Genomic DNA, 20067 nt, shown 5'->3' on the forward strand with positions numbered 1-20067 from the left:
AACCAGCCCCGACTCAGTTGCCGTTCACCTCGGCCACCGGCAGCTCCAACCGGGCCACGAAGCCCCCCAGTGGATGATTGGCCAACACCAGCGTCCCCCCGTGGCGCTCCGCTGCCTTGCGCGCAATGGCCAGCCCCAGGCCATGCCCCGCTGCACTCTGTCCTGGCGCCCTGAAGAATGGCTCACCCAGCTGTGCCAGATGCTCCTGTGCCACCCCAGGCCCGTGGTCGCGCACAGTCAGCACGATACGGTCCTGCTCACGCTCGGCATGAATCTCGATCGGTTGCCCCACTGGATTGAAACGCAAGGCATTGCGCAGCAGGTTGTCCAGCGCTCGTTCGATCAGCGTCGGCCAGCCTTGCAGTGTCAGGCCTGGCTGGGCTTCGAGCTTGACCTCCTGCTCCGGTGCGCTGAGCTGGGCATCCTTGCGCACGCTGCCAAGCAATGCATTCAGGTCGACCGGCTCGGCATGCGCCTGCTCGGCATCGACGCGGGCCAGGGCAAGGATCTCGCTGATCAGGTCTTCCAGACGGTCGCATTCGCGGGTCAGACGTGGCCACAACGTTTCGCGTTGCTCGGGTTCGGCACGTTCGGCCAGGGCCAGGGCAATGCGCAGGCGTGCCAGAGGCGAGCGCAGTTCGTGGGACACATCGCGCAGCAACTGGCGCTGGCTGCCGATCAGGCTTTGCAGGCGGGCGCCCATCTTGTTGAAGTCGTTGGCCAGCACACCGAATTCGTCGCGGCGGGCCGCCAGCCGCGCCAGGCTGTTCTGCTGATAGCTGGTCTGCCCCAGGTCATGCACCGCACCGCGCAATCGGCTCAATGGGCGGGTGATGGACAGGGTCACCAGCAGGCTGAACAAGGTCAGGACCACGAGGGCGATGCCCAGTGCGCTGAGCGGCCAGAGCAGGCTCTCGCGGTGCCAAGCGTCCAGCTCCGGGTGTGGAATTCGGTAGATCAGCAGATAGGTTTCGCCGCTCTGGGGGCTGGTGTACTCCTCGGTGAGCCGTCGCCAGGGCAGGCGGCGGTCGTCGTTGTGCTGGCGAGCCTCGAAGGCCGCCGCACGGCGGGGGAAAGTGCCGGGCACTACCGCCTCGCCGCTGTCATTGAGCACTTGTACGTCGATCTTGAAGCGCTGCTTGCGCCGCTCCAGAAAGCGCTGCGCCGATTCCATGCCTTCTTGCTCGTAGTGCTGGGCCCAGTGGCTGGCCAAGGTGTTCAGGCCTGGGTGGCGGCTGAGAATCCAGGCGTCTTGGTTGAGCATATGGCCCAGCAGGATCGACAGCCCGGCGACCAGTGTGATGGCCAGCCAGAAACTGGCCAGGATGCGCCAGAACAGTGAACGCAAGTGCACCTCCTACAAGCGGGAAAAGCCCGGCCCGCATGAGAGCGGGCCGGGCATCGGTGGGACAGCTTACTGGGCCTTGGCGTCTTTTTCAGCTTTCCAGGCCTGGAACTCCTGCCACTCAGCCTGCTTCGCGGCGCGCTCTTTCTTCAACTCGTCGAACTGCTTCTGCTGTTCTGGCTTGAGCAGGGCGCGGATCTGGCTATCGGTCTTGTCGTGGCTGGCCTTGATTTCATCCTTCATGGCTTTTTGATCGGCGGCTGGCAGCTTGTTCAGGTAGCGCTCGGTGATGTCGCGACGTTGCTTCATCTGCTCGCCCATCAGCTTGCCGATCTGCTGGCGTTGGTCGCGGCTCAGGTCCAGTTGGGCGAAAGGCGCGTCACCGCGATGATGCGGGCCGTCGTGGCGCGGGCCGCCTTCAGGCATGGCCATGGCTACGGTCGGCAGGGCGGCGGCGAACATCAGGGCGATAAGGGTCTTGCGCATGGTGTTTCTCCTTTCAGGGGCCGGTGGTTACCGGATGAGCCCAGTCTAGGGAGATCAAGGTCAAGCGCAGTCAGTGGAGGGTAAAGACTCGGTAAAGAGGGGCGGCCGTGCTTTGTGCGAGCGGGGCGTTGCAATTGGGGCCGCAAAGCGGCCCCGGCGTGCTTACAGACTGTAGTAGTAGCCCCGGCTGCGCAGCGCCACGATCCGCGGACGGCCGTCGGGGTGCGGGCCGATCTTCTTGCGTAGGTTGCTGACATGCATGTCCAGGCTGCGGTCATACAGGGTCAGCTTGCGACCCAAACCGATCTGCGCGAGGTCCTGCTTGTCCAGCGGTTCGCCGGGTTGGCGCAGCAGTGCTTCGAGGATGCGGCTTTCGGAGAGGGTCAGGGTCATTTCGCGTTCGTCGATGCTGACCACGCCACGCGCCGGGCTGAAGGTCAGGTCGCCAATTTCCACCTGGGTGGTGGTGGCCGTCGGGTGGCTGCGGCGCAGCACTGCCCGCAGGCGCGCCGTGAGTTCACGCGGGTCGCAGGGTTTGGCCAGGTAGTCGTCGGCACCCAGTTCGAGGCCGAGGATGCGGTCCAGCGGCTCGCCACGGGCCGAAAGCATCAACACCGGCAGTTCAGCGTGGTCGCTGCGCAATTGCTTGAGCAGTTCCAGGCCACTGCCATCGGGCAGCATCACGTCGAGCACCACCGCTGCCGGCGAATGCTCTGCCAGCGCCTGACGCGCGCTCTGGCCATCGTGGCAGGCGCGGACAGAGAACCCTTCCTGGGTCAGCCAGCTGCCGAGCAGCTCGCAGAGTTCCTGGTCATCATCAATCAGTAACAGCTCGCTCATGACTCACTCAATTCAACCATTGACGGCGTCTTCTATGTCCGCCACTGGCAAAGATACCGCAGACTGCCGACAAGAGTGCAACGGCTGAACCAATCAGAAACCATTGTTGCTGGTCGGTAAGCAGGCGGGGCTGGGGACTGGCCTGCAATTCCCGGATCGCCATCTTCAGCCGCTGGTTGTCCTGGCGCAGGCGCGCCAGCTGGGCGCTTTCCCGTTCGCTGTCGGCGTCCTGCAGTTGCTGGGCAAGGATGGCACGTTGCTTTTCGCTGTCGTCCAGGCGCTGCTGAAGCTCGGTAATGCGCGCACCGGCCTCCAGTGACAACGGTTGCTCGGCGTAGGCGAAGCAGGGGACTAACAACAGGCAAAACAGCAGGGCGATCTGACCTTGGCGCATGGGAACTCCTGATTCCTATCGATTCTGGAGGTTGTCGGCCGTTGGTCGGAATTGCTTAGCGTTCGCGCCAGCCCGTTCGCGGGTGAACTCGCTCTCATGGGCCACTTGCACGCTTCAGGGCCTGTGCAGTGCCTGTAGGAGCGGGTTCACCTGCGAAAAAGGCGACGCTGTTTAGATCAGGGCAACACTTGCTTGAACGGCTTGACGATGACCTTTTCGTACACGCCGGCGGCGATGTACGGGTCAGCGTCGGCCCAGGCCTGGGCATCGGCCAGGGAGTTGAACTCGGCGACGATCAGGCTGCCGCTGAAGCCAGCCTCACCTGGATCATTGCTGTCGATGGCCGGGTGCGGGCCGGCCAGTACCACGCGGCCTTCGGCCTTCAGTTGCTGCAGGCGCTCGATGTGCGCCGGGCGTGCGGCCAGGCGTTTTTCCAGGGAGTTCGCGACGTCGCTGGCGATGATGGCGTAGAGCATGTCATTCCTTGGTCTTGGAGGTGGAAGGTTCGTCGTGCAGGTGGCGGGACAGGTAGACACCCTGTGCCACCAGGAAAATCACGGTCATGCCGAGGCTGCCGAACACCTTGAAGTCGACCCAGAAGTCCTGGAAGGTGAAGGCGACGAACAGGTTGGCGGCACCACAGAACAGGAAAAAACCGATCCAAGCGATGTTCAGGCGGTTCCAGATGGCATCGGGCAGGCTCAGGGCATGGCCCATGATGCGCTTGATCAGAACCCGGTCACCGATGAAATGGCTGCCGGCGAAGCCCAGGGCGAACAGCCAGTTGACCACGGGTGCCTTCCACTTGAGGAATGTCTCGCTGTGGAAGGTGAGGGTCAGGCCGCCGAACACCAGGCAGGCGATCAAGGTCAGCCACTGACCTTTTTCGAGCTTGCGCTGGCGCAGGAACAGGGCGCCGTACACCACCAGCGAACTGAGGATCAGCATCGCCGTGGCGCTGTAGATACCGCCGAATTCGAAGTTGTGACCGGCCACTTCCATGGGGCGCGGGTCGAGCTTGTAGACGATGAAGAACAGCAGCAGCGGGATGAAATCGATGAATTGTTTCACAATGGCAGCCAGAATCGGGATGTGACGGCATAATAACAAACATCGATTCCAGCGAAAGCGCTCCTCCATGAATGTTGATCTGCACTGTCACAGCACGGCCTCCGATGGCGCCCTGTCGCCGTCGACCCTGGTCGCCCGGGCCTTCGATCACGGGGTGCAAGCACTGGCGCTGACCGACCACGACACCATCGAAGGCCTGCCAGAGGCCCGGCAGGCCTGCCATGCACGAGGGATGCGCTGGATCAGCGGGGTGGAGCTTTCCTGCACCTGGGGTGGTGCGACCATCCATGTACTGGGCTATGACTTCCCGCTCGATGCGCCGCCGCTGCTGGCGGCCATCGAAGCTTTGCACCGGGGGCGCTGGCTGCGCGCCGAGGAAATCGACAAGCGGTTGGCGGCCAAGGGCATGCCCGGCGCACTCGACGGTGCGCGGGCGGTGCAGCAAGAACTGGGTGACAGCGGCAACGCTCCCGCGCGTCCGCACTTTGCCGAGTTCCTGGTGCGTGCGGGCCACGTCAAGGACCGCGGCGAAGCGTTTCGCAAGTGGCTTGGCGCCGGCAAGCTGGGCGACGTCAAGCTGCATTGGCCGACGCTTGAGGAAACCGTCGCGACCCTGCGCCAGTCCAATGCCTGGGTGAGCCTGGCTCATCCCATGCATTACGATCTGACCCGCAGCAAGCGCAGAAGGCTGATAGCAGACTATATTCAGGCAGGCGGGCAGGCACTTGAGGTGGTCAATGGGATGATGCCGGCCGAGCAAGTGGGCACGATGTCCATCCTTACCCGAGAGTTCGGCTTGCTGGCGAGCGCCGGCAGTGATTTCCACGGCCCTGGCACCTGGGGCGAGATCGGTGCCTACCGGCCATTGCCCGAGGACCTGCCACCTCTGTGGCGCCGATTCAGCCATGAACAGCCTTTGGCGGTATGAACAGGACGACTACGTGAGCCAATTTTTCCAGATTCATCCGGAGAATCCGCAGCCGCGGCTGATCCGCCAGGCGGTTGAGATCATCCGCAAGGGTGGCGTGGTGGTCTATCCGACCGACTCGGCCTATGCCCTGGGTTGCCAGATTGGCGACAAGAGCGCGGTGGAGCGGGTGCGACGCCTGCGTGGCCTGGACAAGAGCCATAACTTCACCCTGATGTGCTGCGATATGTCCCAGCTCGGTCTTTACGCCAAGGTCGACACCGGTACTTTCCGCCTGCTCAAGGCCCATGTGCCCGGCCCCTACACGTTCATACTCAATGGCACCCGCGAGGTGCCACGTCTGCTGCTGCACGAAAAGCGTCGCACCATCGGCCTGCGGGTACCGGATCACGCGATCACCCTGGCCCTGCTTGCCGAGCTGGGCGAGCCACTGATGAGCGTGAGCCTGATCCTGCCAGGTGACACCGAGCCGATGACCGACCCGTACGAGATTCGCCAGCGACTGGAGCACCATGTCGACCTGGTCATCGATGGCGGTTTTGGCGACCTCAAGGCTTCCACCATCATCGATCTGTCCGGCGAGTCGCCTGAGCTGATTCGCGAAGGCTGTGGCGACCCAGCGCCGTTCATGGTCCACGCGTGAGCCAAGTAGACGCACCGCAGGCACAGGTCAGCGAAGTCGCGTTGCCCCAGCAATTGCAGCTGGCGCTGGTCTATGGTGAAGCACTTACAGAGATGCCGGTGGACCTCTATATCCCGCCGGATGCGCTGGAAGTCATCCTCGAAGCCTTTGAAGGCCCGCTGGACTTGCTCCTGTACCTGATCCGCAAGCAGAACATCGACATCCTCGACATCCCGGTAGCCGAGATCACCCGTCAGTACATGGGTTATGTCGAACTGATGAAGAGCGTGCGCCTCGAGCTGGCCGCCGAGTACCTGGTGATGGCCGCAGTGCTGGCCGAGATCAAGTCGCGCATGCTGTTGCCGCGCTCGTCGGAGGTCGAGGAAGAAGAGGGCGACCCGCGCGCCGAACTGATTCGCCGTCTTCAGGAGTACGAGCGCTTCAAGGCCGCTGCCGAAGGCATCGACGAGCTGCCGCGGGTTGGCCGCGATATCGTCGTGCCGCGCCTGGACGCCCCCCAGGCCAAGGTGCGCAAGCTGTTGCCCCAGGTCAGCCTGGAGGAGCTTCTGGTGTCCATGGCCGAGGTCATGCGCCGCAACGACCTGTTCGAAAGTCACCAGATCACCCGCGAGGCCCTGTCTACCCGCGAACGCATGAGCGAGGTGCTGGAGCGCCTCAAGGACGGTGGCTTCGTGCCATTTGTCGAATTGTTCGGCGCCGAGGAGGGCAAGCTGGGTGTGGTGGTGACGTTCATGGCGATTCTGGAGCTGGTCAAGGAATCGCTGATCGAACTGGTGCAGAATGAGCCTTTCGCCCCGATCCATGTCCGAATGCGGGCCGAAACTGTCGAAGAATCCGATGAATCTGAATGACCCACGCGACTTGGCGTCGCTGATCGAGGCGTTTTTGCTGGCCTCGGGCAAGCCACAATCCCTGGAACGCTTGTATGAACTGTTCGAAGAGGCCGAGCGCCCCGAACCCAAGGTGTTCAAGAAGGCCCTGGAGGTGCTGGGCAAGTCCTGCGCTGGCCGTGCATTCGAACTCATGGAGGTGGCCAGCGGCTACCGCCTGCAGATTCGCGAGGACTTCGCGCCCTGGGTAGGGCGGCTGTGGGAAGAGCGCCCGCAACGTTATTCCCGTGCGTTGCTGGAAACCTTGGCATTGATCGCTTACCGCCAGCCCATCACCCGTGGCGAGATCGAGGATGTGCGGGGTGTGGCGGTGAACAGCAATATCATCAAGACCTTGATGGAGCGGGAGTGGATACGCGTGGTCGGCTACCGTGAGGTGCCCGGTCGACCAGCGATGTTCGCCACCACCAAGGGATTTCTCGATCACTTCAATCTCAAGAGCCTCGAAGAGCTGCCGGCGTTGGCGGAGTTGCGCGAGATGGAGCCTGCACCCTTTCTGGACCCCGACGATGCGCCAGTGCCAGCGCATTTGCAGGCGTTGGCCGATGCCAGCCTGGGTGAGGAAGCGGTTGTCGAGCCGAAGGAAGAGACCAGTTTCCGCAGCTTGTTGGTGGAACTCGATGCCATGGAGGAGGGGTTGAAGACTGACTTCGAGGATTTGCGTGAGGAAGAGGGCAAGCTCGAACCCTGAAGTCGTCTGCGCTGACGCCACCGCTGGCAAGCCTCGGGTCCCGTGTCGTTGCCGACTTGCCGGCAATCAGGCAGCTTCGGTCAGCGCATAAGCCATTGGGCAGAAAACCCACTGCGCTACAGTGCGCTCGCGTCCGGAACCGCGTATGATACGCGCCCTTTTGGCACGTTCGTCGCCAAACCCTGATTCATTCCTACACCGGGAGGTGCCCAGATGAGTGAGCAAGACCTGCAAGACAGCCAACCCACCCCTCCATCCGGCGAAAAGCTGCAGAAAGTGCTGGCGCGCATTGGCGTCGGCTCGCGCCGTGACGTCGAGGCCTGGATCAGCCAGGGCCGTATCAAAGTCAACGGCGTCGAAGCCACCCTCGGCCTGCGCGTCGACCTGCACGATGCGATCACGGTCGATGGCAAGCTGATCAAGCGCGAAGAGGCCGCCGAGGCCACTCGACGGGTGATCATGTACAACAAGCCCGATGGCGAGATCTGCACCCGTGACGACCCCGAAGGTCGTCCGACCGTGTTCGATCGCCTCCCGCGCCCGAAAGAAGGCCGCTGGATCAACATCGGCCGTCTGGACATCAACACCACTGGCCTGTTGCTGTTCACCACCGACGGTGAGCTGGCCAATCGCCTGATGCACCCCTCCTACGAGATGGACCGCGAGTACGCAGTGCGTGTGCGTGGCGAGGTGGACGACGAGATGATCGAACGCCTCAAGGCCGGCGTGATGCTCGAGGATGGCCCGGCCAAGTTCACCGACATCCAGAAAGCCCCCGGTGGTGAAGGCTTCAACCACTGGTATCACTGCGTGGTAATGGAAGGGCGTAACCGTGAGGTACGTCGCCTGTGGGAATCCCAGGGCATGGTGGTCAGCCGACTGAAGCGCGTACGTTTCGGCCCGGTGTTCCTCAATTCCGACCTGCCGATGGGCCGCTGGCGCGAAATGACCCAGGGCGAAATCGACATCCTGGCCGCTGAAGTGGGCCTGCAGCCGGTAGCGCTGCCAGCCATGAACCTCAAGGCCAAGGACAAGATGGAGCGCATGCAGCGCAAGTCGACCCGTCCACTGGGCCGCAACGAGCGCGTACGCAACCTTCGCCCGGCGCACGAGGGCAGCGCTGCCGAGCGTCTTGCGCGTCAGCCACGTGAAGAAGCCCCGCGCAAAGGCAGTCGCGGCAGCACTGTCGCCGAGCGCCCGAGCGAGATGCGCAAGCGTCCTGCAAGGCCGGAAGGCGACAAGCCAACCGGGCGCGGTCGTGGCAAGCCGCGTGGTTGATCTGCACTGCTGATCAAAGAGCCAGCCTTCGGGCTGGCTTTTTCATGTCTGCACGATGCGGCCGCGCCATGCAACGCTCAGCCAAGATCTTGAACGAAAAGAAATTTTCCGACGACTGGCAAGTTTTCAAACCGCCTTGTAAAGAAAATTGTACGAAATCATCCGATTTCCCTGACCGCCACCTTTTTCTGTAAACAGAACTTGCCGACAAGCACCTCTTCGAACCTGCCCTGTCCCCGCCGGCCTATTGCCCAAACCCCCGCCCCACGCTGATATAGCGAGCATTGCCGCGTGCAAGAAGCCCCTCCGCAGAGCTGGGCATACAGAACAACAAATGGAGGCGCCATGTACGCCGATCACCTCGCCTTTGAAGGCCTACACCACAGGACCGGTGCGTTTTTTCCCCAGGAAACGACGCAACGCGTTGACGCCTGCGCGTTCGCGGGGGTATACAGTGCGCCGCGTTTTACCTGTGACCCTTATGCGTACCGCGCACTCTTGGCCACGCCCGGCTGATCCGCCCCGGCGGAGCCTGTGTCCAAGAAACCCAAGGTAACCACCTTGCCCCATTCCGCTGCGCCACGAGCGCGGTGGGTCCGATTCCGTCACAGATAAAAACAATGCAGGTGACTTCGTTCATGAGTGGACAAAACATGCATTCAGGCGAGCTCAAGCGGGGCCTGAAGAACCGCCATATCCAATTGATCGCCCTCGGCGGCGCGATTGGTACCGGTCTGTTCCTCGGCTCGGCAGGCGTGATGAAATCCGCCGGCCCGTCGATGATCCTTGGCTACGCCATCTGCGGCTTCATCGCCTTCATGATCATGCGCCAGCTCGGCGAAATGATCGTCGAAGAGCCGGTGGCCGGTTCGTTCAGCCACTTTGCCCATAAATATTGGGGGGGCTTCGCCGGTTTTCTGTCGGGATGGAACTGCTGGGTGCTGTACATCCTGGTCGGCATGTCGGAGCTCACCGCGGTTGGCAAGTACATTCACTACTGGTGGCCGGAGATCCCGACTTGGGTCACGGCAGCGGGCTTCTTCCTGCTGATCAACTTCATCAACCTGATGAACGTCAAGGTATTCGGTGAGGCCGAGTTCTGGTTCGCAATCATCAAGGTCGCGGCGATCGTCGGCATGATCGGCCTGGGTGCCTATCTGTTGACCAGCGGCAGCGGCGGCCCCGAGGCCTCGGTGACCAACCTGTGGGCGCATGGCGGCTTCTTCCCGCATGGCGTCAGCGGCCTGGTGATGGCCTTGGCATTCATCATGTTCTCCTTCGGTGGCCTGGAAATGCTCGGTTTCACCGCGGCCGAGGCCGACAAGCCGAAAACCGTCATCCCCAAGGCGATCAACCAGGTCATCTACCGCATCCTGATCTTCTACATCGGTGCGCTGGTGGTCCTGCTGTCGCTGACCCCTTGGGACAATCTGGTCGCCAGCATCGACGCCTCTGGGGGCAGCTACGGCAGCAGCCCGTTCGTCCAGGTGTTCTCGTTGCTGGGCAGCGATGTGGCTGCGCACCTGCTGAACTTCGTGGTACTGACTGCAGCGCTGTCGGTCTACAACAGCGGTACCTACTGCAACGCCCGCATGCTGCTGGGTATGGCTGAGCAGGGCGATGCACCTGCGGCGCTGGCAAAGGTCGACAAGCGCGGTGTGCCGGTTCGTTCGATTCTGGTTTCGGCGGCGGTGACCTTGATCGCCGTGCTGCTGAACTACCTCATTCCGCAGAATGCGCTGGAGCTGTTGATGTCGCTGGTGGTCGCGACCCTGGTGATCAACTGGGCGATGATCAGCTACTCGCACTTGAAGTTCCGCCAGCATCTGGATCGCACTGGCCAAAGGCCGCTGTTCAAGGCGTTGTGGTACCCCTATGGCAACTACATCTGCCTGGCTTTCGTGGTGCTGATCCTGGGCGTCATGCTGCAGATTCCTGGGATCCAGGTGTCGGTGTACGCGATTCCGGTGTGGCTGGTGGTGATGTATGTGTTCTACGTAGCTAAGGGCAAGCGTGGGGCGCAGGCCGTCGGCGAGGCTGGGACCATTACCAAGTAACCGCCTGATGGCATGAATGAAAACCCGACATCCGGTCACCGGTGTCGGGTTTTTTGTTGTCCGTCACTGCTTGTCAAGGGCGGTTTGCCGACGTTGAGGGTCGCTGCAGGCAACCAGCCCATCAGATCTGCTCCAGCAACCACCCGCGAAACGCCCGCAACGACGGCAGCGCCTCATTTCTCGGCGGGTAGATCAGGTAGTAGCTGCGTTGACTGGCAAAGGCGGTCCCTGGGCTGAAGAGCTCACCCTTGGCCAGTTCCTCCTCCACCAGGATTCTCGGCACCAGGCCGATGCCGATTCCGGCCCGTACCGCTTGGATCAAGTGTGAGGTCAGCTCGAAGCTGGGCCCCAGGCGCATGGCCCGGTGGGGTAGGCCATGGTGCGAGAACCATTCGCCCCAGGCGTGCGGGTTGTTGGCCACGTTAAGCAGCACTTCTTCACTGATCCGCGCCGGCTCCCAGCCTTGGGCGTCGTTGCCGGCTTCGGACGGCAGGATCACCACCAGCTCTTCGGCATGCAAGCGATGGCAGATCAGGCCCGGCAAGTCGTGGCTGGCCACGCCAATGGCCGCGTCGATCTCGCTGGTGTCGAAGTTGATCGCTTCGATGCGTGAATGTATATGCACCAGCATGCCTGGGTGCGCGCTGTAGAACGCATGCAGGCGAGGTAGCAGCCATTTCGAGCCGAAGGTGGGAAGGGTTGCCAGGCGCAGGGTGCCGACGCCGGACTGGTATGCCAGGGCCTGCAAGGTCGCGTTGCGGATGCGCCCCAACGCCTCGCTCAGTTCGCGCTGGTACAGGCGGCCAACGTCGGTCAGCTGCACCTGTCTGCCCTCGCGCCGGAACAGCGTCAGGCCAAGCTGCTGCTCCAAGGCCTGCACTTGCCGGCTGACCGCGCTCTGCGTCAGGGACAGCTCGGCGGCGGCACGGGTGTAGCTTTCATGCCGGGCGGCAGCTTCGAAGGCCAGGAGTAGCGACATCGAAGGGGTCAGGTGGCGGTAATTCATTCATAAAAGTCATCGATAGCGGCAGGATTATCCGTTTGCCCCTGGGGCGAAAGTACAGGAACATGGGCCTATTCGTCATCCGTGCATACAGCGAACCATGCCGGAAAGACAGGATTTCCGTGAATTAGCCCATATCAAGAGGCCATCCTTCGATGATCGCCCAGCTGCCCACCCGCGCGCCGGCCGCCAACTACCCCGAATTTCTCGAAGCCCTGCGCAGCAGCGGCTTCCGTGGCCAGATCAGTGCCGACTACGGCACGCGCACCGTGCTGGCCACCGACAACTCGATCTACCAGCGCCTGCCCCAGGCGGCGGTGTTCCCGATGGACGCCGACGACGTGGCGCGGGTCGCTACACTGATGGGCGAGCCACGCTTCCAGCAGGTCAAGCTGACCCCGCGGGGCGGTGGTACCGGCACCAACGGTCAGTCGCTGACCGACGGCATCGTCGTCGACCTGTCGCGTCACATGAACAAGATTCTGGAAATCAACGTCCAGGAGCGTTGGGTGCGGGTTCAGGCGGGGGTGGTCAAGGACCAGCTCAATGCTGCGCTCAAGCCCCACGGTCTGTTCTTCGCCCCTGAACTGTCCACCTCCAATCGTGCCACTGTCGGCGGCATGATCAATACCGACGCCAGCGGCCAGGGCAGTTGCACCTACGGCAAGACCCGCGACCACGTCCTGGAGTTGCACAGCGTGCTGCTTGGCGGTGAGCGCCTGCACAGCCTGCCGATCGATGATGCGGCGCTGGAGCAAGCCTGCGCCGCACCTGGCCGGGTCGGCGAGGTGTACCGCATGGCTCGCGAAATCCAGGAAACCCAGGCCGAGCTGATCGAAAGTACCTTCCCCAAGCTCAACCGCTGCCTGACCGGCTACGACCTGGCGCACCTTCGCGACGAACAGGGCCGCTTCAACCTCAACAGCGTGCTGTGCGGTGCCGAAGGCTCGCTGGGCTACGTGGTCGAGGCCAAGCTCAACGTGTTGCCGATTCCCAAGTATGCGGTGCTGGTGAACGTTCGCTACACCAGCTTCATGGATGCCCTGCGCGATGCCAATGCGCTGATGGCGCTCAAGCCATTGTCGATCGAGACGGTGGATTCCAAGGTGCTGATGCTGGCGATGAAAGACATCGTCTGGCACAGCGTGGCTGAATATTTCCCCGCCGACCCCGAGCGCCCGACCCTGGGCATCAACCTGGTGGAGTTCTGCGGCGACGAGCCAACCGAGGTCAGCGCCCGGGTGCAGGCGTTCATCGAGCACCTTCAGAATGACACCAGCGTCGAACGCCTGGGCCACACCTTGGCTGAGGGGGGCGACGCGGTCACGCGGGTCTACACCATGCGCAAGCGCTCGGTGGGCCTGCTGGGCAACGTCGAGGGCGAAGTGCGCCCGCAGCCCTTCGTGGAAGACACCGCGGTACCGCCAGAGCAGCTTGCCGACTACATCGCTGACTTCCGTGCCCTGCTCGATGGCTATGGCCTGTCCTACGGCATGTTCGGCCATGTCGACGCCGGGGTGCTGCACGTGCGTCCGGCGCTGGACATGAAAGATCCAGCCCAGGCGGCGCTGGTCAAGCCGATTTCCGACGCCGTGGCGGCGCTGACCAAACGCTATGGTGGCCTGCTGTGGGGCGAACACGGCAAAGGCCTGCGCTCGGAATACGTGCCGGAGTACTTTGGTGAACTCTACCCGGCGCTGCAGCGCCTCAAAGGCGCCTTCGACCCGCATAACCAGCTCAACCCAGGCAAGATCTGCACCCCGCCGGACAGCGCCGAAGGCCTGACACCGGTCGATGGTGTGACCTTGCGCGGCGATCTCGACCGTACCATCAGCGAGCGCGTGTGGCAGGACTTCCCCAGCGCCGTGCACTGCAACGGCAACGGCGCCTGCTACAACTACGACCCCAACGACGCCATGTGCCCCTCGTGGAAGGCCACCCGCGAGCGCCAGCACTCGCCCAAGGGCCGTGCCTCGCTGATGCGTGAGTGGCTGCGCCTGCAAGGCGAAGCCGATGTCGACGTGCTGGCGGTGGCGCGCAACAAGGTGTCCTGGCTCAAGGGCCTGCCGGCACGCCTGCGCAACAATCGCGCCCGTCAGCAGGGGCAGGCGGACTTTTCCCACGAGGTGTACGACGCCATGGCCGGTTGCCTGGCGTGCAAGTCGTGCGCGGGTCAGTGCCCGATCAAGGTCAATGTTCCAGACTTCCGCTCGCGCTTCCTTGAGCTGTACCACGGTCGCTACCAGCGTCCGCTGCGTGACTACCTGATCGGCTCGCTGGAATTCACCATCCCGTACCTGGCTCATGCGCCAGGGATTTACAACGCGGTGATGGGCTCGAAATGGGTCAGCAAGCTGCTGGCCGATAAGGTTGGGATGGTCGACAGCCCGCTGATCAGCCGCTTCAACTTCCAGTCGACCCTGACTCGCTGCCGGGTGGGTGTGGCCAGCGTACCGGCCCTGCGTGAGCTCACCCCGGCCCAACGCGAGCGCAGCATCGTGCTGGTGCAGGACGCCTTCACCCGGTACTTCGAGACACCGCTGCTGGCATCGTTCATCGAGCTGGCCCACCGCCTGGGCCATCGGGTATTTCTGGCGCCTTACAGTGCCAATGGCAAGCCGCTGCATGTGCAAGGCTTCCTGGGCGCCTTCGCCAAGGCTGCGATCCGCAACGCTACCCAGCTCAAGGCGCTGGCCGACTGTGGCGTGCCGCTGGTGGGCTTGGACCCGGCGATGACCCTGGTCTACCGCCAGGAATACCAGAAGGTGCCGGGCCTGGACGCGTGCCCGAAAGTGCTGTTACCCCAGGAGTGGTTGATGGAGGTGTTGCCGGAGCAGGCTGTGGTCGCGCCAGGCACCTTCCGGCTGATGGCCCACTGCACCGAGAAGACCAATGTGCCGGCCAGCACCAAGCAGTGGGAGCAGGTGTTCGCCCGTCTGGGCCTGAAGTTGGTGACCGAGGCCACCGGGTGCTGCGGCATGTCCGGCACCTATGGGCATGAGGCGCGCAATCAGCAGACCTCGCGGACCATCTTCGAGCAGTCCTGGGCGACCAAGCTGGACAAGGAAGGTGAGGCGCTGGCGACCGGTTATTCGTGCCGCAGCCAGGTCAAGCGCATGACCGAGCGGCAGATGCGCCACCCGCTGGAGGTGGTGTTGCAGTACGCGCAGCGCTGATCCGCGGGCGCAGACGGGGCGCCCTCTTCGTGGATGAACTCACAACCATGGGCTGATGCGGCCCTTATCTGTGGGGTCGGCTTTGGCGCGAAGAGGGCGTTGGCGATTCAGGATGATCGCGGCATTTTGCGGGCTCGCCGCGCCTGTTGGTAAAGGTACAGGCTCAACGCAAGTCCGCAGCAGGACGCCGCCGCCGCGAACAGAAACATCGAAGCGAATCCGAACCCCGACGCCACAGCACCGACCAAGGGGCCGGTGATCCCCAGCGACAGGTCGATGAACAGCGAGTAGGCCCCCACCGCTGCGCCACGGTTGGCCGCCGAGACCTGATTGACCGCTTCCACGCCCAGCGCTGGAAACACCAGCGAGAACCCGAAGCCACTGAGGGCGGCGCCCGCCAGGGCCATTTCCGCGCTTGGCGCCAGCCACAGCATGAGCAGGCCCACGGTCTCCACCGAAAGACAGGCAATGGCCACCCGAAAACCACCAAGCCGGTTGATCATGTTGCCGAACAATAGCCGTGCGCAGATGAAGCTCGCGCCGAACAGGCTCAGGGTCAGTGCTGCGTTGGGCCATTGGCGGCTGGCGTAGTACAGGGTAATGAAGGTGGCGATGGTGCCGAAGCCGATCGAGCCCAGCGCCAGTCCGGAACCATGGGGGAAGACCTTGCCCAATACCCGCATGAACGGCAGGCGAACGCCACTGACGACAGGTGCGGCGCGCTTCGGCCAGGCCAGCAGCAAGCCGATGATGCCCAGCAATAGGATGCTCGCTCCCATGCTCCACAGGCCCAGGCTCTTGACCATCAGCACGCCCAGCGGTGCGCCGACGGCCAGAGCACCATAGCTGGCGATGCCATTCCAGGAGATGACCTTGGCGGTATGTTCGGCGCCGACCCGGCCAATGCCCCAGCCGATGGAGCCGGAGCCCACCAGGCTTTCAGCGCTGCCTAGTACCAGGCGGCCGACGAACAGGCAGGCAAGGCTCAGCCACGGCAGGTCATTGAGGAAGGCGCAAGCCAGCATGAACACGCCGCTCAGGCCGCAGCCGAACAGGCCGTACATGACGGCCTTCTTGCTGCCGAGGTTATCGATGATGCGCCCGGCGGTGGGGCGGCTGAGCAGGGTGGCCAGGTACTGGACGCTGATCACCAGGCCGGCGACCACGGCGCTGAAGCCCAGGTCGTTATGCACATAGCCGGGCAGCACGGCCAGGGGGATGCCGATGTTCAGGTAGCCGATGAAAGTGAAGAGAACGATGGAGACGACTTGCTGGGTGACCGCAAGAGGTCGCGGTGAATCTGGCATGGGGGCCTTCGTGGCAGAGGTTCTGGACGGTGTGAAAACGCGATGACAAGGGTAGACCGCGGGTCAGCCGTTTTCACACTGTCGGAGGGCGTGCGCGGTTATTCCTGGTCGGCGCTGGATTTATCGTCGCCATCCTGCTCGACGCCAGGCGTCGGTTCGGTGTGGGCGGCAACGGATTGCTCTTCGGGGTTCAGGCTTGGGAAGGGAAGATTCGGGATTTCATGCATCTCGTCGTTCCTCGCAAGAGTGAGTGAAAAGACTGCGCCAGGCGCGTGAGTGGCTTCGAAAAGCTGGGGCAGGATACAGCACTCGGGATGACAGTTTGAACTTTTTGCCGGTCAATTGTCGGTTTTGCGGGCGGATATCGGGCGTTGAATCCAGGGCGCAGGCAGAGGCGCTGCGCCCCGCCGACAGGGTGGGCGTGCACTGCGTGGGTGTGGCCTTGCGTCGCGAAAGGGGGCAAGCGCCCCCCGCTTTTGGACGGCGTGCGGTTACTTGCGGCCTTCAGCCGTCTCGGCAACTTTGTCGGTGCGTGCGCACATGATGAAGTCGTTGCGATGCAGGCCTTTGATCGAGTGGCTCCACCAGGTCACGGTGACTTTGCCCCACTCGGTCAGCAGGCCTGGGTGGTGGCCTTCGGCTTCGGCGATTTCGCCGACAGCGTTGGTGAAGGCCAGCGCGTGCTTGAAGTTCTTGAACAGGAACACACGCTCCAGCTCCATGTGGCCGTCACGCACTTCGATGTTCCAGTCCGGGATCTCGCGAATCAGCTCCGCCAGTTCTTCGTCGGTCACTTTCGGCGCGTCGGCTCGGCAGGCTTCGCAATGGGCTTGGTTCAAGGCATTCATGGGTTGTTTTCCGGTTTGAGTTGTTATCGGCAAGGTCGCTCAGGCAGCGACCTTGGGTGGAAACTTCGGCGCATGCAGGCCCAGCTGCATGGCCTGGTGAACCATGCCCATGATGTCTTCATGGGCCAGGTCGAACAGGCGCTTGAGGTTGGGCAGCACGAAGTAGATCGGTTGCAGAATGTCGATACGATAAGGGGTGCGCATCGCTTCGATCGGGTCGAAGGCCTGGTGTTCTGGCTCGTCCGAGAGACTGTAGACGGTTTCTTTCGGCGAGGAGAGGATGCCGCCACCATAGATCTTGCGACCTTGCGGGGTTTCCATGAGGCCGAACTCGATGGTCATCCAGTACAGACGGGCCAGGTAGACGCGCTGTTCCTTGGTCGCGGCCAGGCCGAGCTTGCCATAGGTATGGGTGAATTCGGCGAACCAGGGGTTGGTCAGCAGTGGGCAGTGGCCGAAGATTTCGTGGAAGATGTCCGGTTCCTGCAGGTAGTCGAGCTCTTCCGGGGTGCGGATGAACGTCGCTACCGGGAAGCGCTTGCTGGCGAGCAGTTCGAAGAAGGTCTGGAAGGGGATCAGTGCGGGCACGCGGGCGACTTGCCAGCCGGTGGTGGCTCCCAGCACTTTGTTGATCTCGCCCAGTTGTGGAATGCGGTCATGCGGCAATTGCAACTGATCGATGCCGTCCAGGTATTCCTGGCACGCACGGCCCTCGATGACCTTCATCTGGCGAGTGATCAGTGTGTTCCACACCGCATGCTCTTGCTGCGGGTAGTCGATAAAACCGTGCGCATCGGGCTCGCGTGCCACGTACTGCGTCTGTTTCATGTGGCTCTCCTGGTAGGGCTTTTCTTGTTATGTCCACGACATACCCTAGGAATATCCCTTCAACCGCCCGATTGCACGGTGTGTCCTGGCTGCGACTAGCGCTTTTCGTCTCGTTGTTGTAACGATAATTTTACAAAATCAGCGCTTTGCCTGAAAATCCGCAGCGTCAGGCTGGAGAATTCGATGAATTTGTCAGCTTATCTTTACGACTTTTCCGCGCGCAGGTGAAAAACTTCGGCGCTTCGAGAGCTTTCATGCGTATCAAAGTCCATTGCCAAAACCGCATCGGCATCCTTCGGGACATTCTCAACCTGCTGGTGGAATACGGCATCAACGTGCTGCGCGGGGAGGTGGGGGGTGACCATGGCAACGCCATTTACCTGCACTGTCCCAACCTGATCAACCTGCAGTTCCAGGCGCTGAGGCCAAAGTTCGAGTCCATCGCCGGGGTGTTCGGGGTCAAGCGCGTGGGGCTGATGCCCAGCGAGCGCCGGCACATGGAGCTCAACGCGTTGCTCGGCGCATTGGATTTTCCGGTGCTGTCGATCGACATGGGTGGCAGCATCGTCGCCGCGAACCGCACCGCTGCACAGCTGCTGGGGGTGCGGGTCGATGAGGTGCCTGGCATGCCATTGACACGCTACGTCGAGGATTTCGACCTGCCGGAGCTGGTGCGAGCCAACAAATCGCGTATCAACGGCATGCGCGTCAAGGTCAAGGGCGATGTATTCCTGGCTGACATCGCGCCCTTGCAGTCCGAGCACGATGACAGCGAGGCGCTTGCCGGTGCGGTGCTGACCCTGCATCGCGCCGACCGTATCGGCGAGCGCATCTACAACGTGCGCAAGCAGGAGTTGCGTGGCTTCGACAGCATCTTCCAGAGTTCACGCTTGATGGCTGCGGTGGTGCGTGAGGCGCGGCGCATGGCGCCGCTCGATGCGCCCCTGTTGATCGAGGGAGAGACCGGAACCGGCAAGGAGTTGCTGGCCCGTGCCTGCCATCTGGCCAGCCCGCGTGGCCAAGCGCCGTTGATGGCACTCAATTGTGCCGGCTTGCCGGAGTCCATGGCGGAGACCGAATTGTTCGGCTACGGGCCCGGCGCTTTCGAGGGCGCGCGGGCCGAGGGCAAGCTTGGGCTGCTGGAGCTGACGGCGGGCGGCACGCTGTTCCTCGACGGGGTAGGGGAAATGAGCCCGCGTCTTCAAGTGAAACTGCTGCGTTTTCTGCAGGACGGGTGTTTCCGTCGTGTTGGCAGCGATGAAGAGGTGTACCTGGATGTCCGGGTCATCTGTGCAACCCAGGTGGATTTGTCTGAATTGTGCGCGCGCGGCGAGTTCCGCCAGGACCTCTACCACCGCCTCAACGTGCTGTCGTTGCATATTCCGCCGCTGCGTGAGTGCATGGACGGGCTGGAGGGCTTGGTGCAGCATTTTCTCGACCAGGCCAGCCGGCAGATTGGCTGTGCGATGCCGCGTCTGGCGCCAGCGGCGATGGATAAGCTCGGCCACTATCATTGGCCAGGCAACGTGCGGCAATTGGAGAACGTGCTGTTCCAGGCCGTGTCGTTATGCGAGGGCGGGGTGGTGAAAAGCGAACATATTCGTTTGCCGGACTATGGCGTGCGCCAACCGTTGGGTGAGTTTTCCCTGGACGGGGACCTTTCGCAGATTGTCGGGCGCTTTGAAAAAGCCGTACTGGAAAGTTTGATGGCCGAATACCCAAGCAGTCGGGCATTGGGAAAACGACTGGGGGTTTCGCACACGACGATTGCCAATAAGTTGCGTGATTATTCGCTCAACAAGTCGGGTGAATAGTCAAGAACGCGAAAGGGCCCCAGTGGGGCCCCATTCCAGCTCGCAACGCCAGAGAAACTTAGCCGTTAGAGCAACCGTTACCCATCACACGGTATTCGAGAACGTGCTTCTGGCCCTTGGAGTCCTCGTAGGTCATGCGGGCAGGTACTACTTCGCAGACATTAGGCACTTCGCTCATGGAGATCACGCGGGCGATGTCGAGGTGCTGCGAGTAACTGTATTGTTCAACCGGAATCTGCTCGGCCTCTTTTGCAACTTCGCCCGCCATCGCTGCGCTGCAAACAACACTGCCAAGTACCAATGCCAGTAACGCTTTCATTTTCATTTTACCTTTCTAAGGTCGTGAGGGGGTGCGCGGCGCTTTTGGCGCCGCGAGTACAGCTAAGTTTCAACTATCAGTTAGAGGGAGATTAACAGTTGCCTTCGTGGGGGCTGTTACCAGTAGTTAATCGCCTTGCCGTTGTTGGC

General features: G+C 62.4%; 20 protein-coding genes. 8 read left to right on the top strand and 12 right to left on the bottom strand.

What is annotated here, in order from left to right:
* Nucleotides 1–13: 13 nt before the first annotated feature.
* From H620_RS0124720 to H620_RS0124745, 6 genes are all read right to left on the bottom strand, one after another.
* Complete coding sequence (locus tag H620_RS0124720) at nt 14–1354, bottom strand: sensor histidine kinase (protein ID WP_027908215.1); 1341 nt, start codon at nt 1352–1354, stop codon at nt 14–16.
* A gap of 60 nt (nt 1355–1414) precedes the next feature.
* Entirely contained in the window at nt 1415–1831 is a 417-nt protein-coding gene (locus H620_RS0124725; RefSeq protein ID WP_023381620.1) for a Spy/CpxP family protein refolding chaperone, read from the bottom strand.
* Between the two features lie 162 nt (nt 1832–1993).
* Nucleotides 1994–2671, bottom strand: coding sequence for a response regulator transcription factor (locus H620_RS0124730; protein WP_023381619.1), 678 nt, complete (start codon nt 2669–2671; stop codon nt 1994–1996).
* 7 nt (nt 2672–2678) lie between these two features.
* Complete coding sequence (locus H620_RS0124735) at nt 2679–3065, bottom strand: SH3 domain-containing protein (RefSeq protein ID WP_023381618.1); 387 nt, start codon at nt 3063–3065, stop codon at nt 2679–2681.
* Between the two features lie 176 nt (nt 3066–3241).
* On the bottom strand, nt 3242–3541 hold the full coding sequence (locus tag H620_RS0124740) for a YciI family protein (protein WP_023381617.1): 300 nt from the start codon (nt 3539–3541) through the stop codon (nt 3242–3244).
* 1 nt (nt 3542) lies between these two features.
* Nucleotides 3543–4136 carry a septation protein A gene (locus H620_RS0124745; RefSeq protein ID WP_023381616.1) on the bottom strand — a complete coding sequence of 198 codons (594 nt, stop codon included), beginning with the start codon at nt 4134–4136 and terminating at the stop codon, nt 3543–3545.
* 67 nt (nt 4137–4203) lie between these two features.
* On the opposite strand from H620_RS0124745, the gene H620_RS0124750 reads away from it, so the two are divergent.
* From H620_RS0124750 to H620_RS0124780, 6 genes are all read left to right on the top strand, one after another.
* Entirely contained in the window at nt 4204–5064 is an 861-nt protein-coding gene (locus H620_RS0124750) for a PHP domain-containing protein (RefSeq protein ID WP_023381615.1), read from the top strand.
* 13 nt (nt 5065–5077) lie between these two features.
* Nucleotides 5078–5707, top strand: coding sequence for an L-threonylcarbamoyladenylate synthase (locus tag H620_RS0124755; protein ID WP_023381614.1), 630 nt, complete (start codon nt 5078–5080; stop codon nt 5705–5707).
* Between the two features lie 125 nt (nt 5708–5832).
* Nucleotides 5833–6558 carry a segregation and condensation protein A gene (locus tag H620_RS0124760; protein ID WP_162144471.1) on the top strand — a complete coding sequence of 242 codons (726 nt, stop codon included), beginning with the start codon at nt 5833–5835 and terminating at the stop codon, nt 6556–6558.
* Nucleotides 6545–7288: an SMC-Scp complex subunit ScpB gene (gene scpB, locus H620_RS0124765; RefSeq protein ID WP_023381612.1), complete on the top strand. Its 744-nt coding sequence runs from the start codon at nt 6545–6547 to the stop codon at nt 7286–7288. Before H620_RS0124760 ends, scpB begins: the two co-directional genes overlap by 14 nt.
* Before the next feature lie 213 nt (nt 7289–7501).
* Entirely contained in the window at nt 7502–8566 is a 1065-nt protein-coding gene (gene rluB, locus H620_RS0124770; RefSeq protein ID WP_027908217.1) for a 23S rRNA pseudouridine(2605) synthase RluB, read from the top strand.
* A gap of 638 nt (nt 8567–9204) precedes the next feature.
* A complete protein-coding gene (locus tag H620_RS0124780) occupies nt 9205–10623 on the top strand; it encodes an amino acid permease (protein ID WP_162144470.1) in 1419 nt (472 codons plus the stop codon).
* Nucleotides 10624–10744: 121 nt separating this feature from the next.
* On the opposite strand, the gene H620_RS0124785 is transcribed toward H620_RS0124780, so the two are convergent.
* Nucleotides 10745–11629 carry a LysR substrate-binding domain-containing protein gene (locus H620_RS0124785; protein WP_023381608.1) on the bottom strand — a complete coding sequence of 295 codons (885 nt, stop codon included), beginning with the start codon at nt 11627–11629 and terminating at the stop codon, nt 10745–10747.
* A gap of 152 nt (nt 11630–11781) precedes the next feature.
* On the opposite strand from H620_RS0124785, the gene ydiJ reads away from it, so the two are divergent.
* Nucleotides 11782–14802, top strand: coding sequence for a D-2-hydroxyglutarate dehydrogenase YdiJ (gene ydiJ, locus H620_RS0124790; RefSeq protein ID WP_027908219.1), 3021 nt, complete (start codon nt 11782–11784; stop codon nt 14800–14802).
* Nucleotides 14803–14909: 107 nt separating this feature from the next.
* Here ydiJ and H620_RS0124795 read toward each other — a convergent pair whose 3' ends face one another.
* The 4 genes from H620_RS0124795 to phhA all read right to left on the bottom strand — a co-directional run bounded on the left by H620_RS0124795 (nt 14910) and on the right by phhA (nt 17785).
* Nucleotides 14910–16109, bottom strand: a complete 1200-nt coding sequence (locus H620_RS0124795) for an MFS transporter (RefSeq protein WP_027908220.1) — start codon at nt 16107–16109, stop codon at nt 14910–14912.
* 98 nt (nt 16110–16207) lie between these two features.
* On the bottom strand, nt 16208–16336 hold the full coding sequence (locus H620_RS27620; RefSeq protein ID WP_023381605.1) for a hypothetical protein: 129 nt from the start codon (nt 16334–16336) through the stop codon (nt 16208–16210).
* 264 nt (nt 16337–16600) lie between these two features.
* Nucleotides 16601–16957: a 4a-hydroxytetrahydrobiopterin dehydratase gene (locus H620_RS0124805; RefSeq protein ID WP_003254532.1), complete on the bottom strand. Its 357-nt coding sequence runs from the start codon at nt 16955–16957 to the stop codon at nt 16601–16603.
* Between the two features lie 39 nt (nt 16958–16996).
* On the bottom strand, nt 16997–17785 hold the full coding sequence (gene phhA / locus H620_RS0124810) for a phenylalanine 4-monooxygenase (protein WP_023381604.1): 789 nt from the start codon (nt 17783–17785) through the stop codon (nt 16997–16999).
* A gap of 254 nt (nt 17786–18039) precedes the next feature.
* Between phhA and H620_RS0124815 the strand changes: the two genes are divergently transcribed.
* A complete protein-coding gene (locus tag H620_RS0124815; RefSeq protein WP_027908221.1) occupies nt 18040–19599 on the top strand; it encodes a sigma-54-dependent phenylalanine hydroxylase transcriptional regulator PhhR in 1560 nt (519 codons plus the stop codon).
* A 58-nt stretch (nt 19600–19657) separates the two neighbouring features.
* Here the strand turns inward: H620_RS0124815 and H620_RS0124820 are convergent, their stop codons facing one another.
* The gene (locus H620_RS0124820; protein ID WP_023381602.1) at nt 19658–19918 is read right to left on the bottom strand and encodes a DUF2790 domain-containing protein; all 261 of its coding nucleotides are present in this window, start codon (nt 19916–19918) and stop codon (nt 19658–19660) included.
* Nucleotides 19919–20067 lie beyond the last annotated feature (149 nt).

Origin of the sequence: Pseudomonas taiwanensis DSM 21245 (assembly GCF_000425785.1) — a bacterium.
Classification (GTDB): Bacteria; Pseudomonadota; Gammaproteobacteria; order Pseudomonadales; family Pseudomonadaceae; genus Aquipseudomonas; species Aquipseudomonas taiwanensis.

Excerpts from the sequence above, each read along its gene's own strand:
- H620_RS0124725 (WP_023381620.1), bottom strand. The coding sequence starts at position 1,831 with ATGCGCAAGACCCTTATCGCCCTGATGTTCGCCGCCGCCCTGCCGACC.
- H620_RS0124730 (WP_023381619.1), bottom strand. The coding sequence starts at position 2,671 with ATGAGCGAGCTGTTACTGATTGATGATGACCAGGAACTCTGCGAGCTG.
- H620_RS0124735 (WP_023381618.1), bottom strand. The coding sequence starts at position 3,065 with ATGCGCCAAGGTCAGATCGCCCTGCTGTTTTGCCTGTTGTTAGTCCCC.
- H620_RS0124740 (WP_023381617.1), bottom strand. The coding sequence starts at position 3,541 with ATGCTCTACGCCATCATCGCCAGCGACGTCGCGAACTCCCTGGAAAAA.
- H620_RS0124750 (WP_023381615.1), top strand. The coding sequence starts at position 4,204 with ATGAATGTTGATCTGCACTGTCACAGCACGGCCTCCGATGGCGCCCTG.
- scpB (WP_023381612.1), top strand. The coding sequence starts at position 6,545 with ATGAATCTGAATGACCCACGCGACTTGGCGTCGCTGATCGAGGCGTTT.
- rluB (WP_027908217.1), top strand. The coding sequence starts at position 7,502 with ATGAGTGAGCAAGACCTGCAAGACAGCCAACCCACCCCTCCATCCGGC.
- H620_RS0124780 (WP_162144470.1), top strand. The coding sequence starts at position 9,205 with ATGAGTGGACAAAACATGCATTCAGGCGAGCTCAAGCGGGGCCTGAAG.
- H620_RS0124785 (WP_023381608.1), bottom strand. The coding sequence starts at position 11,629 with ATGAATTACCGCCACCTGACCCCTTCGATGTCGCTACTCCTGGCCTTC.
- ydiJ (WP_027908219.1), top strand. The coding sequence starts at position 11,782 with ATGATCGCCCAGCTGCCCACCCGCGCGCCGGCCGCCAACTACCCCGAA.
- H620_RS0124795 (WP_027908220.1), bottom strand. The coding sequence starts at position 16,109 with ATGCCAGATTCACCGCGACCTCTTGCGGTCACCCAGCAAGTCGTCTCC.
- H620_RS27620 (WP_023381605.1), bottom strand. The coding sequence starts at position 16,336 with ATGCATGAAATCCCGAATCTTCCCTTCCCAAGCCTGAACCCCGAAGAG.
- H620_RS0124805 (WP_003254532.1), bottom strand. The coding sequence starts at position 16,957 with ATGAATGCCTTGAACCAAGCCCATTGCGAAGCCTGCCGAGCCGACGCG.
- phhA (WP_023381604.1), bottom strand. The coding sequence starts at position 17,785 with ATGAAACAGACGCAGTACGTGGCACGCGAGCCCGATGCGCACGGTTTT.
- H620_RS0124815 (WP_027908221.1), top strand. The coding sequence starts at position 18,040 with ATGCGTATCAAAGTCCATTGCCAAAACCGCATCGGCATCCTTCGGGAC.
- H620_RS0124820 (WP_023381602.1), bottom strand. The coding sequence starts at position 19,918 with ATGAAAGCGTTACTGGCATTGGTACTTGGCAGTGTTGTTTGCAGCGCA.